This window comes from Saccharopolyspora griseoalba (assembly GCF_042665275.1).
Taxonomy (GTDB): Bacteria; Actinomycetota; Actinomycetes; order Mycobacteriales; family Pseudonocardiaceae; genus Saccharopolyspora; species Saccharopolyspora griseoalba.
In genome coordinates this window covers 311,763-325,716 of the sequence record NZ_JBHTCJ010000006.1, presented here as the reverse complement: position 1 = coordinate 325,716, position 13,954 = coordinate 311,763, and the positions used below count along the sequence as shown (strand labels likewise).

At 71.8% G+C, this 13,954-nt stretch carries 14 protein-coding genes; 6 read left to right on the top strand and 8 right to left on the bottom strand.

The genetic code is table 11. From position 1 onward, the window contains the following. Positions 1-158: 158 nt before the first annotated feature. The 4 genes from ACFQRI_RS14440 to ACFQRI_RS14425 form a co-directional block, all read right to left on the bottom strand. Positions 159-2,003: an NHL domain-containing thioredoxin family protein gene (locus tag ACFQRI_RS14440; protein ID WP_380668630.1), complete on the bottom strand. Its 1,845-nt coding sequence runs from the start codon at positions 2,001-2,003 to the stop codon at positions 159-161. An 85-nt stretch (positions 2,004-2,088) separates the two neighbouring features. After that, entirely contained in the window at positions 2,089-2,445 is a 357-nt protein-coding gene (locus tag ACFQRI_RS14435; protein ID WP_380668758.1) for a YunG family protein, read from the bottom strand. Between the two features lie 171 nt (positions 2,446-2,616). Further along, a complete protein-coding gene (locus tag ACFQRI_RS14430; RefSeq protein WP_380668628.1) occupies positions 2,617-3,162 on the bottom strand; it encodes a type 1 glutamine amidotransferase domain-containing protein in 546 nt (181 codons plus the stop codon). Positions 3,163-3,217: 55 nt separating this feature from the next. Next, positions 3,218-3,712, bottom strand: coding sequence for a MarR family winged helix-turn-helix transcriptional regulator (locus tag ACFQRI_RS14425; RefSeq protein WP_380668626.1), 495 nt, complete (start codon positions 3,710-3,712; stop codon positions 3,218-3,220). Positions 3,713-3,779: 67 nt separating this feature from the next. On the opposite strand from ACFQRI_RS14425, the gene ACFQRI_RS14420 reads away from it, so the two are divergent. After that, on the top strand, positions 3,780-4,136 hold the full coding sequence (locus tag ACFQRI_RS14420; RefSeq protein ID WP_380668624.1) for a DoxX family protein: 357 nt from the start codon (positions 3,780-3,782) through the stop codon (positions 4,134-4,136). A gap of 632 nt (positions 4,137-4,768) precedes the next feature. Here ACFQRI_RS14420 and ACFQRI_RS14415 read toward each other — a convergent pair. Together ACFQRI_RS14415 and ACFQRI_RS14410 are read right to left on the bottom strand one after the other, a co-directional pair. Next, positions 4,769-5,959, bottom strand: a complete 1,191-nt coding sequence (locus ACFQRI_RS14415) for an ATP-binding protein (protein ID WP_380668622.1) — start codon at positions 5,957-5,959, stop codon at positions 4,769-4,771. A gap of 224 nt (positions 5,960-6,183) precedes the next feature. Further along, positions 6,184-7,461, bottom strand: coding sequence for an acetyl-CoA C-acetyltransferase (locus ACFQRI_RS14410; protein WP_380668620.1), 1,278 nt, complete (start codon positions 7,459-7,461; stop codon positions 6,184-6,186). Between the two features lie 123 nt (positions 7,462-7,584). Here ACFQRI_RS14410 and ACFQRI_RS14405 point away from each other — a divergent pair, with 123 nt between their 5' ends. Next, the gene (locus ACFQRI_RS14405) at positions 7,585-8,916 is read left to right on the top strand and encodes a 3-oxoacyl-ACP reductase (protein ID WP_380668618.1); all 1,332 of its coding nucleotides are present in this window, start codon (positions 7,585-7,587) and stop codon (positions 8,914-8,916) included. A 13-nt stretch (positions 8,917-8,929) separates the two neighbouring features. Continuing rightward, the gene (locus ACFQRI_RS14400; protein WP_380668616.1) at positions 8,930-9,763 is read left to right on the top strand and encodes a MaoC/PaaZ C-terminal domain-containing protein; all 834 of its coding nucleotides are present in this window, start codon (positions 8,930-8,932) and stop codon (positions 9,761-9,763) included. An 84-nt stretch (positions 9,764-9,847) separates the two neighbouring features. Here ACFQRI_RS14400 and ACFQRI_RS14395 read toward each other — a convergent pair whose 3' ends face one another. Beyond that, positions 9,848-10,507 (bottom strand): TetR/AcrR family transcriptional regulator, encoded by a 660-nt coding sequence (locus ACFQRI_RS14395; RefSeq protein ID WP_380668614.1) that lies wholly within the window; start codon positions 10,505-10,507, stop codon positions 9,848-9,850. A gap of 116 nt (positions 10,508-10,623) precedes the next feature. Between ACFQRI_RS14395 and ACFQRI_RS14390 the strand changes: the two genes are divergently transcribed. The 3 genes from ACFQRI_RS14390 to ACFQRI_RS14380 all read left to right on the top strand — a co-directional run bounded on the left by ACFQRI_RS14390 (position 10,624) and on the right by ACFQRI_RS14380 (position 12,567). Further along, complete coding sequence (locus ACFQRI_RS14390) at positions 10,624-11,172, top strand: SCP2 sterol-binding domain-containing protein (protein WP_380668612.1); 549 nt, start codon at positions 10,624-10,626, stop codon at positions 11,170-11,172. Positions 11,173-11,457: 285 nt separating this feature from the next. Next, positions 11,458-11,883, top strand: a complete 426-nt coding sequence (locus ACFQRI_RS14385) for a hypothetical protein (protein ID WP_380668610.1) — start codon at positions 11,458-11,460, stop codon at positions 11,881-11,883. 207 nt (positions 11,884-12,090) lie between these two features. Further along, positions 12,091-12,567, top strand: a complete 477-nt coding sequence (locus ACFQRI_RS14380; RefSeq protein WP_380668608.1) for a pyridoxamine 5'-phosphate oxidase family protein — start codon at positions 12,091-12,093, stop codon at positions 12,565-12,567. Positions 12,568-12,613: 46 nt separating this feature from the next. Here the strand turns inward: ACFQRI_RS14380 and ACFQRI_RS14375 are convergent, their stop codons facing one another. Further along, a complete protein-coding gene (locus tag ACFQRI_RS14375; protein WP_380668606.1) occupies positions 12,614-13,954 on the bottom strand; it encodes a dihydrolipoamide acetyltransferase family protein in 1,341 nt (446 codons plus the stop codon).

Genomic DNA, 13,954 nt, shown 5'->3' with positions numbered 1-13,954 from the left:
TGCGCCGCGCGGGACGCCGGACGTTTGCCGGATTCGCCTTGTTTCCGCATCTCAGAACCCCTTTTCGGGCTCGGTGAACGCGAAGAACGCTCGCCACTGCGGGTAGCGGACCGGCCGACCGCTACCCGACCGGGTAAGCCCGGCCCACGACGGACCGATCAGGCGTCCAGACCGCCCATCACCAGCGGCAAGCGGTCCGGGCCGCCCGGGGTGACCCGGATCGGCACGCCCCAGTCCTGCCGGGTCAACCGGCAGGCCGGGTGCTCGACGGTCTCGTCGTCGTCGCAGCTGGCGGCCTGGGCCACGACGTGCAGGACGCCCTCGGAGATCCCGTCGGCCAGCACCAGCCCGCGGGACAGGTCGGTCCCGACCCCGGCCCCCTCGACCAGCAGTTCCTCCGGCGTCGAGGTGATCTCCAGGCGGGTGGACGGGCCGTAGCGCTCGTCCAGCTTGGTCCCCGGCGGCGGGGTGAACACGACCTCCAGCTCGACCGCCCCGGCGCCGACCTCGGTCGCGGGCCGCTTGACCTGCTGCGATGCGCCTTCGACCAGCTTGGCCGCCAGGCCCGGCGGCACCGGCCGCTCCAGGCGGTGCGCGGCGGAGGCCACCACCACGAGCTCGCCGTCGACCACCGCCGCGCCCGAGGGCTCGGCGACGTCGGTGGCCAACGTGGAGACCTCCTCGGTGGCGGGCTCGTAGCGGCGGATCGCGCCGTTGTAGGTGTCGCAGACGGCGACCGTGCCGTCCGGCAGCACGGCCACGCCCAGCGGGTGCTGCAGCAGCGCCTCGGCCGCCGGACCGTCGGCGTGCCCGAAGTCGAACAGCCCGGTTCCCACCGCGGTGCGCACGGCGAACCCGTCCCCGTCGGCCTCCACCCAGCGCAGCGCGGAGGTCTCCGAATCGGCCAGCCACAGCCGCTCGCCCCCGGCGGCCAGGCCGGAGGGCTGCGCGAAGAAGGCCTCCTCGGCGGCCCCGTCCCGCAGGCCCTCGACCGTGGTGCCGGCGAACCGGCGCACCTCGCCCGCGATCGGGTCGAACAGGCCCAGGGTGTGGTTGCCGGCCATCGCGATCACCACGCCACCGGCGGGCTCCCACCAGGCGACGTCCCACGGGCTGGTCAGCGGGATCTCGGTGGCCGCGCCGGAGTCCGCGCCGTCGCGCCACTGCTCGCCGGTGCCCGCCAGGGTGCGCACCGAGCCGTCGGACAGCCGCAGGCCGCGCAGCAGGTGGTTGACGGTGTCGGCGACGACCACGTCGTACCCCGCGCGCGCGGCGACCTCGGCGGGCAGCAGGGTCAGGCCGGCGGGTTCGGAGAACTGCGGTTCGGCGCCGTCGGCCCACCCGCGCGCCCCGGTCCCGATCCGGCGCAGCACGGTCTCGCCGTCGGCGGCGAACTCCACCAGCGAGTGGTTCGCCGAGTCCGAGACCAGCAGGCCGCCGTCGGGCAGCGGCAGCACCTTGCCGGGGAAGCGCAGCGTGGTCTCCGGCGCGGGCGGCGGCACGTAGGGCCCGTCGCCGCGGTGCAGCGTGCCCTTGGCCTCGTGCTCGGCGACGACCTCGGCGATGATGCTGCGCAGCGCCTCGACGTGCCCCTCGCCGGCGGCCACGTGCACCACGTAGCCCTCGGGGTCGATCACCGCGAGCGTCGGCCACGCCTTGACCGCGTAGTTCTGCCAGGTGGTCAGCTCGGGGTCGTCGAGCACCGGGTGGTGCACCTCGTAGCGCTCCACGGCCGCGGCCAGCGCGTCCGGGTCGGCCTCGTGCTCGAACTTCGGCGAGTGCACCCCGACGGTCACCAGCACGTCGGAGAACTCGTCCTCCAACGGCCGCAGCTCGTCGATCACGTGCAGGCAGTTGATGCAGCAGAACGTCCAGAAGTCCAGGACGACGACCTTGCCCCGGAAGTCCGCGAGCTGCAGCTCCCGGCCACCGGTGTTCAACCACTGCCGCCCGGCCAGCTCCGCAGCGCGGACCCGGGCACGACGCTTCTGCTGATCGCTCACGTGGGAAGTCAACAACACGCGCCCGGTCGCTGTTCCCCAGGGCGGGGCCTGCTGAGTCGCGTCTCACGACGCCAGGAACGGCCGGCTAGCGGTCGAGCTGCCCGCGCACCCGCGCTCGGAGGAGCTCGTACTGCACGTCGAGGCGGGTGCCGCCGGTCGGGCGGGGGACGAGTTCGCCGGGGCCGACGTGCTCGTCAGCCGCGAACTGCTCCCGGGTGAGGTCGAGCTCCAGGCCGTCGCCGAAGCGGTTCCACCAGTGGTAGTCGGCCCATTCGCCGCCGCGGCGGACATCGCCCCGCACGAGGACGCCGCCGAAGAGGTCGTTGAGGACGAGGGCGGTGGTCCCGCATTGACCGCGAGCCGGGTTGCCCGGGTGCCAGTAGGGCACGTCTTCCGGCGCGCAGGTGTCAGCACCCCACGAAGCTCGGATCGCGCGTTCCACGGCGGACAACGACCTGAGGACCATGCGCCGCAGCTTGCCGCGAGGCACCGACACCGAAGCCCGGCCGCAGCCTCGTCGCGTCGGTCCGCCGACGAGCAGTTCGGCCTGGAGTTGCGCGCCCCTGGGGCGCGCAACTCCAGGCCGAACTGCGGTGGTGCGCGATGCGCTCGGTCAGCTGGTGGCGATCGCCTTGATCACCGCTTCCTCGAAGGCCGGCAGGTCGTCCGGGTTGCGGCTGGTCACCAGGTTGCCGTCGACGACGACCTGCTGGTCGGCGACCTCGCCGCCGGCGTTGCGGATGTCGGTGCGGATGCTCGGGTAGGACGTCAGCTGGCGCCCCTCGACCACGCCGGCCTCCACCAGCGTCCACGGGCCGTGGCAGATCGCGCCGACCGGCTTGCCCGCGTTGACGAAGTCGCGGACGAACGACACCGCCGCGGCGTCGCGGCGCAGCTGATCGGGGTTGATGGTGCCGCCGGGCAGCACCAGCGCGTCGTAGTCGCGCACCGAGACCTGGGAGACCTCCCGGTCCACCGGGAAGCGGTCGCCCTTGTCGATGTCGCCGTTCATCGCCTGGATCTCACCGGCCCGCAGCGACACCACCTCGACCTGACCCCCGGCCTGCTCGATGGCCTTGCGGGGGCTCTCCAGCTCGACCTGCTCCACCCCGCTGGTCGCCAGGACGGCGACCTTCCGGCCGTTGAGCTCTTCAGCCATCTTCGAACCTCCTTCGCGGTACCCGGCTGCTGAACTACCCGCTCGCGACCGCAGCTCAAACGCCTCGGCCACCGGCCAAGTCCTCGGTGGCGGTCCGGGACGCGGTGGCGGTGCGGTGCAGGAAGTCGACGATCAGCTGGAGCTCCCGCTCGTCGTAGTCGGCGCAGATCTCGTCCATCGCGGCGCTCATCCCGGAGTAGAGGCGGAACAGCTCGGCGTTCCGCTCGGGCGATGCGCGGACCACGACCGCGCGCCGATCCGACGCCTCCGGGTCGCGCTCGCGGGTGATCCAGCCGCCGCGCTGGAGCCGGTCGAGGATCCCGGTCACCGTCGCGGGGTGCAGGCCGGCGCGCCTGGCGAGCGCGCTCGGGCCGAGCGGGCCGTGCGCGTTGATCAGGTCGAGGCAGTCGAGATCGACGTCCTTGAGCCCGGCGCGACCGCTGACCTCGTGGTTGAGCTGCGCCAGCTGGGCGCGCACCTCGCGCAGGCCCTGCTTGACGCCCACCACCAGACGACGCCGACGCCGCCCCGAATAAAATATGGAACTCATATGATATGTTTCTCGTAGTAGTCGGTCCGATGGGAGCGTACCCCGACGACAGGCGAGGAGGCGCAGCATGTCCAGCGCGTACGTCGTCATCACCGCGCTCGCGGTCGCCGCGAACGGCGCCTCGGGCATCGTCGGCCCCTTCGCCCGCGAAAGGACGGCTCCCGCGATGCGCCGGGTGGGCGTGCCGGAGTCCTGGGTGCTCTTCCCGATCTCGACGCTCAAGCTCGCCGGTGCGCTGGGCCTGCTGCTCGGACTGCTCGGCGTGCCGCTGGTCGGGCTCGCCGCCGCCGTCGGGCTGTGCATGTTCTGGGCGTGCGCCGTGCACACCCACCTCCTGGCCCGCGACCGCTCCCCGCAGCTCGGCCTGGCGCTCGGCTTCCTCGCACTGGCCCTGGCCTCCCTGGCGCTGACCCTGGCCGGCTGAACCCCACCGGCGCCCTCGCGGGGCGCGGAAGCGGGTGCTGAAGGCGAAGGCGAGCCGGGGCCGCGGGCCCCGCGGCGAAGACCGCGCCGGTGAGAGCGGGACGTCATCGCGGCGGCCGGCCGCAGTACGTCAGCAGAGCGGCGGCGGGCCCGCCGCCGCTCTGCACGTCGACGCGTCGATCACCGACCACCCGGGCGTGGCCGGGAGCGGCGCGGTCGGATTCGGCGCCGAACCGGCGAGCGCGGCGTAGCGGTCGGCCGTCGTTCGGATCGCCTCACCGGCTCGGGGCGTCCCCCACCGGCGCACTCGACCCTCTCCCGCGACGCGGATGCAGGCGACCAAGACCTACCAGGCGAGTCATCGCGTCGGGGGAGATTCGGGAGGAAGCCCGAGAAATTGAAAGCCCCGCGATGCTGCCAGGTCGGGGGTCCGACAGCACCGCGGGGTCATCCTGAATATCGACGCCCGCCCCCTGTTCGTTACACGGGTTTCGCTATATGACGTAGGTCACATGAAATCACCCGTGCAAGTGACGGATTCACACCGTTCGTGTCGATTTTTCGACCGCAACTGGGACTGTATCCGTCTCTCTAGCGTCTTTTCTATACAGAGGTAGAGAGCTGTATCGAGCACTAGTCCTGGGTCAGCAGGTAGCGGCCGAAGTGCGGGACGGTGAACGCGATCTGGCCGCGCTCGCCGGAGTAGACCAAGCCCTTCTTGATCAGCGCGTCGCGCGCGGGCGACAGCGAGGACGCGCGGCGTTCCAGGTACTCGGCTACGCGGGCGGTCGGGGTCGGCTCGTCGCGACCTCCGGCGAGCTCGGCCATCGCGCGCAGGTACTCGCGCTCGGCCGGGGTGGCCCGCTCGTAGCGGGAGCCGAAGAAGCCGACCGCGAGCTCCTGCTCGGCCTCCGGAGCCGCGAGCCGCACGTCCTCCTCGGCGATCTCGGCGCGCACCGCCGCGTCCCACGCGGCCTTGCCGTAGGCCTGCACGAAGTACGGGTACCCGCCCGACACGCTGAACAGCGTGTCCAGCGCCTCCGAGGTGATGCCGGCGTCCTCGCGCTCGATCGGGGTGACCACCGCGTGGTCGGCGTCCGAGCGGTCCAACCGGTCGATGCGCACGTAGCGGAACAGCCGCTCGGAGTAGGACTTGCTCGCCGAGAGCACCGCGGGCACGTGCGGCAGCCCGGCGCCCACGACCACCAGCGGCGCGCCGGACTGGGAGAGCTCGTGGCAGGCGGCGCACAGCGCGGAGACGTCCTCGGGCTGCACGTCCTGCATCTCGTCTAGGAGCAGCGCGATGCCGGTGCCCACGTCCGCGGCGAGCTCGGCGACCTCGGTGAACAGCTCCACCAGGTCGATCTCCATGTCCCCGGAGTCGGCGCGGCCCTGCGCGGCGGGCACGTCGATGCCCGGCTGCCAGCGATCGCGCAGCTTGGCGTCCTGCGGATTCGCCTTGAGCGCGAAGGCCTTCAGCACCGACAGCACCTCCTCGACCCGGTCGGGCGCGCGGTGCTTGACCGCCAGGTCCCGGATCGCCCGGTGCAGCGCCGCCGAGAGCGGCCGCCGCAGCCCCGCGTCGGGGCGCGCCTCCACCTTGCCCGCACCCCAGCCGCGGCGAACGGCCATCGAGCGGAGCTCGCCCAGCAGCACCGTCTTCCCGACACCGCGCAGGCCGGTCAGGACCAGGCTGCGCTCCGGCCGACCGCGCGCGACGCGCTCCAGCACGACCTCGAAGGCGTCGACCTCTTTGTCACGACCGGCCATCTCGGGCGGGCGCTGCCCGGCGCCGGGGGCGAAGGGATTGCGGACGGGGTCCATAGCTCTGGGACTGTATCGACTTCTCTAGCCCTGAACCGATACTTCGCCAGACACCCGAATCGCGCGTGTCGACGATCGGCCGGTATTCGGCCGTATAGGGCCGTCGCTAGACGCCTCGATACGAAGTGAGATGCAGGATGCCTTTTTCATCGAAAGTCCCCTGAGCGCGGAGCGCTCAGGGGACTTTCGATGAAAAAGGCTCGGTTCGAGGGCTCGACTCGGGCTCAGCGCTCGATGATCGCGGTGAGGCCCTGGCCGCCCGCGGCGCAGACCGAGACCAGGCCGCGGCCCGAGCCCCGCTCGGCCAGGAGCTTCGACAGCGTGGCCACGATGCGGCCGCCGGTGGCCGCGAAGGGGTGGCCCGCGGCGAGCGAGGAGCCGTTGACGTTGAGCTTGGCCGGGTCGATCTCGCCGAGCACCTTGTCGCGGCCGAGGCGGTTCTTGCAGAACTCCGGGTCCTGCCAGGCCTTCAGCGTGGCCAGCACCTGGGAGGCGAAGGCCTCGTGCACCTCGTAGAAGTCGAAGTCGCCGAGGCCGAGGTCGTTGCGGTCCAGCAGCTTCGGCACCGCGTACGCCGGGGCCATGAGCAGGCCCTCGTCACCGCTGACGTGGTCGACCGCGGCCGGGGCCACGTCGGTGAGGTGGGCCAGCACCGGCAGGTTGTTGGCCTCCGCCCACTCCTCGCTGGCCAGCAGCACCGTCGAGGCGCCGTCGGTGAGCGGGGTGGAGTTGCCCGCGGTCATGGTGGCGCCCTCGCCCTCGCCGAAGACCGGCTTGAGCTTGGCGAGCTTCTCCGCCGAGCTGTCCGGGCGCAGGTTCTGGTCCTTGGCCACGCCCAGGAACGAGGTCATCAGGTCGTCGAAGAAGCCGCGGTCGTAGGCGGCACCGAGCCTGCGGTGGCTGCGGGCGGCCAGCTCGTCCTGCTCCTCGCGGGCGATCCCCCAGGCCAGCGCGGTCTTCGCGGCGTGCTCGCCCATGGACAGGCCGGTGCGCGGCTCGGCGTTCTGCGGGATCTCGGGCACCACGTGACCGGGGCGCAGCCCGCCGAGGGCCTTGATCCGGTCGCCGGTGGACTTGGCGTGGTTGGCCTTCAGCAGCACCCGGCGCAGCTCGTCGTTGACCGCGATGGGTGCGTCGCTGGCGGAGTCCACTCCGCCGGCCACGCCGACCTCCAGCTGCCCGAGCGCGATCTTGTTGGCGACCGAGACGACCGCCTCCAGGCCGGTCGCGCAGGCCATCTGCACGTCGTGGGCGGGGGTGCGCGGATCGAGCTTGGACCCCAGCACCACCTCGCGCGCGAGGTTGAAGTCGCGGCTGTGCTTGAGCACCGCGCCGGCCGCGAACTCGTCGACGGTCCTGCCGGACAGGCCGAAGCGGGCGACCAGCCCGTCCAGCGCTGCGGTGAGCATGTCCTGGTTGGAGGCGCTGGTGTAGGGACCGCCGGATCGCGCGAACGGGATCCGGTTGCCGCCGAGGATCGCGACTCGCCGAACGGTGGCCATGGGCTGACTCCCTCGTTGCTGCTTCGTTCCTGGCCAATCTAACCTACCCGCGGGTAGGTTAGCCGTCGAGCGGCAACCTGGCTTTCGTTCACCAACCCACATTGACCGTTGCGGGAGTGCCCCATGGCCGATCGATACCAGCAGTTCACCCAGTCCTCGCTCGGACGGCAGGTAACCAAGCGGCTCGGGCTGCCCGACCCGACCCCGCTGCGCCGCTACCAGCCGGGCGAACCGCTGCTCACCGGTCCGGTGCTCCTCGGCGGCAACGGCAGGCTCGTCGACGCCGTCGGCAACCTGCTGCGCGAGATCGGCGCGCCGGTGCACAAGGAACCGGCCACCGGCGAGCGCTACTCGGGCCTGGTCTTCGACGCCACCGGCATCGACGGCAGCGAGCAGCTGCACGCGCTCTACGAGTTCTTCTCCGCCTCGATCAAGCAGATCGACCGCTGCGGCAGGCTCGTCGTGCTGGGCACCCCGCCGGAGTCGCTGAGCGACCCGCGCGCGGCCACCGCGCAGCGCGCGCTGGAGGGCTTCACCCGCACCGCGGGCAAGGAGCTCAAGCGCGGGGCCACCGCCCAGCTGGTCTACGCCGCCGAGGGCGCCGAGGGATCGCTGGACTCCACGCTGCGGTTCCTGCTGTCCGGCAAGTCCGCCTACGTCTCCGGCCAGGTCGTCCGGGTCGGCGCGAGCAGCGCGCCGGAGGTCGATTGGGAGAAGCCGCTGAACGGGAAGGTCGCGCTGGTCACGGGCGCCTCGCGGGGCATCGGCGCGGCGATCGCCCAGACCCTCGCGCGCGACGGGGCGCACGTGGTGTGCCTGGACGTGCCCGCGCAGGGCGGTGAGCTCGCGCAGGTCGCCAACGAGATCGGCGGCTCCGCGCTGCAGCTCGACATCACCGCCGAGGACGCGCCGAACAAGATCACCGAGCACTTCCGCGAGCGGCACGGCGGCCTGGACGTGGTGGTGCACAACGCCGGCATCACCCGGGACAAGACCATCGGCCGGATCAGCGCGGCCCAGTGGGACTCGGTCATCGCGGTCAACCTCGCCTCGCAGGAGCGCATCGACGCCAAGCTGCTCGGCGAGGACTCGCCGCTGAACCCGGGCGGCCGGATCGTCTGCGTGTCCTCGATGAGCGGCATCGCGGGCAACGTCGGCCAGGGCAACTACGCCACGTCCAAGGCAGGCGTGATCGGGCACGTGCAGTCGCACGCCCCGCTGGCCGCGGAGAAGGGCGCCACGATCAACGCGGTCGCGCCCGGCTTCATCGAGACCAAGATGACCGCCACCATCCCGCTGTTCGTGCGCGAGGCGGGCCGGCGGATGAACAGCATGTCGCAGGGCGGGCTGCCGATCGACGTCGCCGAGACCATCGCCTGGTACGCCAGCCCGGCCTCCGCCGGGGTCAACGGCAACGTCGTCCGCGTGTGCGGGCAGAGCCTGCTCGGCGCCTGAGAGGAGTCCACGGATGCCGGAACTGACCACCGCGCCGAAGCTCGGTCCGCTCTACCTCAAGGCGGCCGCGACCGGGCCGACCCGCCGCGGCGAGGCGCTGCCGGACACCGAGTACGTGCGGCGCGGGATCACCATCGACCGCGCCGAGCTGGCCGAGTACAACCGGGCCTGCGGGTTCGGGCTGCGCGACGAGCTGCCCATCACCTACCCGCACGTCCTGTCCTTCCCGCTGTCGGTGCAGCTGATGACCGACGCGGACTTCCCGTTCGCGCTGGTCGGACTGGTGCACGTGAGCAACCGGATCCGGCAGCACCGGCCGGTGCTGGTCACCGACGAGCTGACCCAGCGGGTCCGGGTCGCCGACCTGCGCCCGCACCCGAAGGGCAGCCAGTTCGACGTGGTCACCGAGACCAGCGTCGGCGACCAGGTGATCTGGGAGGAGGTCTCGACCTACCTGCGCCGCGGCAAGTCGAACCCGGACGCGCCGCAGGCCGAGCGGCGCGAGATCGAGCCGGGATCGCCGTCCGGGACCTGGAAGGTGCCCGGCGACATCGGCCGCGCGTACGCGCAGGTCTCCGGTGACCACAACCCGATCCACCTGCACCCGCTGACCGCCAAGGCGCTGGGCTTCCCGCGCGCCATCGCGCACGGCATGTGGTCCAAGGCCCGCTGCCTGGCGGCGCTGGAAGGACGGCTGCCCGAGGCCTGCACCGTCGAGGTCGACTTCGCCAAGCCGCTGCTGCTGCCGTCGAAGGTGGACTTCACCATGCGCCGCAACGGCGCGGGCTGGGACTTCGCGCTGCACTCGCGGTCCGGCAAGCCGCACCTGACCGGTACCGCGGGCTGAGCCCGGGCATTTGGCCCTTTTTCATCAAGAGTCCCCGGCGAGCAGCGCTCGCCGGGGACTCTTGATGAAAAAGGGCAACCGGGCCTACCCCTCGTCGGCGGGTCGCCAGGTGTTGCCCTCGACCAGCTCGCCGAAGCCGAGCCACAGCAGGTTCATCAGCCGGCGGGCCATGCCGTCGGCGGTGTGCTCGGGATGCTGGAACCACCACTCGACCAGCGATTCGCCCGCGCCCACCAGCGCGGCCGCGAAGGGCTCGGTCTGCGCGCGCTGCATCGGCTGCTTCTGGTCCTCGGTGGCCTCGGCCAGCAGCGCGGCGATCAGCTCGATCGCGCGGTCCCGCCACTCGGTGAGCTCCTCGACCCGCGGTTCGCCCGAGACGTCGCCCTGCCGGTGCAGCAGCCGCCAACCGTCCTTGTTGCAGCGCACGTACTCGAAGACCAGCCGCAGCCTGCGCCAGAGCTGGTCGGCCGGGGAGAGCCCCGGTTCGATCTCGCCGCCGATGGCCTCCACCAGCCGCGCCGCCTCGCGCCGCACGCAGGCCACGAACAGCTCGTCCTTGGCGCCCAAGTAGGCGTAGAGCATCGGCTTGGAGATGCTCGCCGTCTCGGCGATCTCGTCCATCGAGGCGTTGTGGAAACCGTGCTCGGCGAACACCTCGACGGCGGCGTCCAGGATCTGCCGCTCCCGCACCGCGCGCGGCAGCCTCCGGGAACGTGGGCGCCCGTCTTCGCGCTGATCGACCATCTCACCTCATACCCGCTGGCAAACCTGGATCAGGTTAGTCCAGACCCCCGTCGACTTCCGATAGCTTGCCCGCCAACCTACTCCTACGTAGACTTACCGCTCGGTAGCTAATGGAGGTGGCAGCGTTGCCTCAGCCGCAGGACGACTCCATCACGGCGCTCGGCGAGATGGACCCGCGACGGCTCGGTCGCGACGAGTTCGTGATGCGACTCGACGCGGCCTCCTCCGGCAGCGGCGAGCTCGACCTCTCGCAGCTGAGCCCGGAGCAGTTCGCCGTGCTCGTCTCGCGGGCCACCGGCGAGCAGCTCAAGGCCGTGCTGGAGCGCCCCGCCCTGCGCGAGGCGGTCCTGGCCGAGATCTTCCGGCGGATGAGCGAGCGCTACACCGGCGGGACGACCACCGGGGTGGTGCGCTGGCGGATCGACACCGGCGACGAGCTGCTGCGCTGGGAGTGCGAGCTCGACGCCGACCGGTGCGCGGTGACCAGGGACTCGGCCGCGGAGGAGCCGCGCGCGACGCTGACGCTGCCCCCGCTCGAATTCGTCAAGCTGACCTCCGGCAACGCCACGCCGACCAAGCTGCTGATGACCGGCAAGCTCAAGGTCTCCGGCGACCTCACCTTCGCCGCGGCCCTGCCGAAGCTCTTCGACGTCCCCAAGCCCTGACCTCGGCTGCGGGCCCGCCGCATCCGCCCCCCGACGACCGGCCCGCAGCTGATGACGATCGGCCCGCCTCCCGCCCGGGGCGGGCCGATCGCTCTCCCGATCGGGTTACGCTCGGGTAAGCGGAGGATTAAGCCTTCGCGTGTCGTAGGACACCGTGCGGAATTGCACAATTCGATCGCGTGTTTAACCCTCTGGCAGGCAGGATCTCTCCGGCCATCTGGCCGTTCGGCAGGGGCGGGTGCAACGTGCGCGTGGGCGACGTGTACCAATCACTAGTCCGAACGGATGAATGTCTGGCGCTGTCGCGTCATGCGGCGCGACAGTGTGCATCCCACCGGTGAGCGACGGGCGCAAGGAACCCGCCGCGAGTCGGTAAGAGCTCTGCGGGGAGAGCTCGAGCTCGACCAACGCTTCGAAGATGAACGGGAGGGCGAAGCGGTGAAGAAGTTGACCCCTGAGGCGGAGACACCGATCTTCCAGGAAGTGAACCGGGAGCTCGGCGAACTGCCGGAGATCGACATCCACGACTTCGACCAGCACGCGTTCGAGTTCCTCCGCGAATACGACGAGCAGAAGTCCCAGCAGAAGGCGCCGGACACCTCGGTGTCCGCCGACGCCGAGGAAGCCGAGGACGAGGAGACCGAAGAGCCGGTCGCCGCAGCCGCCGGTGCGGGCTCTCGTCGCGGCGGACGTCGTCGCAAGGGGAACTGAGCGCCCCACCCGCGGCCGCGCGTGAGCGGCCCCCAGGACCACCGGCGCGATCCGCCGGGATGCAGGCGTCGCGGCCTTCGAGAGCTGGCGCGAACGATGCTCGAGAAGGCATGACGCGGGCGAACGGCCCGTTCACCTCCGGGGGGATGGTGGACGGGCCGTTCGTCGTGCCCGGGTTCGTCGGTGACGCGTGCCACGATCCGCGGCATGACCGACTGGGAAGAGTTCGCCGCGGAGGAACCCGAGCTGGCCGCCACCGTCCGGGCGCGCCTGGAAGCAGCGCAGCACCACGTCCTGGCCACGCTGCGGGCCGACGGATCGCCCCGGGTCAGCGGCACCGAGGTGTCCTGGCACCGCGGCCACCTGACCCTGGGCTCGATGCCGGGCGCGCGCAAGGCCCTCGACCTGCGCCGGGACGGCCGCTGCGCGCTGCACGGCAACCCCGGCGACGGGTCGATCACCGGTGCGAGCCCGGACGTGAAGATCAGCGGTCTCGCGACCGAGGTCACCGGCGAGGAGCACGCGGCGTGGGCGAGCGAGGCGCAACCGCCGAGCGCCGACTCGCACCTGTTCCGGCTCGACCTCGCCGAGGTCGTCACGACAGCGGTCGCCGACGACCAGACGCACCTGGTCATCACCCTGTGGACCCCGGAGCGGGGCGTGCGCGCCTTCCACCGCTCCTGAGCGGTGCGCCGCGGGGGCCCGACGACCTCCGCGGCGCACCACCGGGTCAGTAGGTGATGGCCATGCTCGGGTTGGACAGCAGGGCCCCGACGTCGGCCAGGAACTGCGAGCCCTGCTGGCCGTCGACCACGCGGTGGTCGAAGCTCAGCGCGAGCTGGCAGACCTTGCGCGGCACGACCTGGCCGTCGACCACCCACGGCATGTCCCGGATCGCGCCGAAGGCCAGGATCGCCGACTCGCCCGGGTTGATGATCGGGGTGCCGGTGTCCACGCCGAACACGCCGACGTTGGTGATCGTGATCGTGCCGCCGACCATGTCAGCCGGAGGCGTCTTGCCCTCCCGCGCGGTCTCGGTGAGCTGCTCCAGCGACTCGGCCAGCTCGCGCAGCGACATCCGGTCGGCGTCGCGGACCTTGGGCACCACCAGGCCGCGCGGCGTGGCCGCCGCGATGCCCAGGTGCACGTAGTCCTTGTAGACGATCTCGCCGGCTTCCTCGTCCCAGGTCGCGTTGACGTCCGGGGTCCGGCGGGCCGCCAGGCACAGCGCCTTGGCCGCGAACGCCAGCGGGGTGACCTTCACGCCGCGGAACTGCGGATCCGACTTGAGCTGCTCGCGCAGCTCCATCATCGGCGTGACGTCCACGGTGAGGAACTCCGTGACGTGCGGCGCGCTGAAGGCGCTGTGCACCATCGCCTGCGCGGTCGCCTTCCGGACGCCCTTGATCGGCACCCGGTGCTCGCGCTCCCCGGTCGACGCCGGTGCCGCCGGCGCGGTGGCCCCCTCCGCGGCGGAGCGGACGTCCTCGCGGGTGATCACCCCGCCCGATCCGGACCCGGCCAGCGAGCGCAGGTCGACGCCGAGGTCCTTGGCGAGCTTGCGCACCGGCGGCTTGGCCAGCGGCACGTAGCCGCCCTCCTCGACCTCCGGCGCGGCCGCGACCGGTTCCGGCTCGGCCGGGGCCGGCGCGGGTGCCGGCTCCGCAGCGGGCGCGGGCCGGTCCTTGCGCGGCCGGCGCTTGGCCGAGGAGGTCCGCGGGCCGTACCCGACCAGGGTCGCGATCCTGCCGTTGGACTCCTCGCCGATCTTCCCGGAACTCTCGCCCGAGCCGCTCTCGGCGGGTTCGGGCTCCGGCTCGGACTCGGCACCGGCCATGTCGATGGTGATGATCGGCGCGCCCACGTCGACCGTCTGGCCGGGCTCGACCAGCAGCTCGCGGACCGTGCCCGCCCACGGGCAGGGCAGCTCGACCGAGGCCTTGGCGGTCTCGATCTCCACGATCGTCTGGTTCACGGTGACGTTCTCACCGGGCTGGACCTTCCAGCCCACGATCTCCGCCTCGGTCAGCCCCTCGCCGACGTCGGGCAGCGGGAATTGCTTGACTGCCAT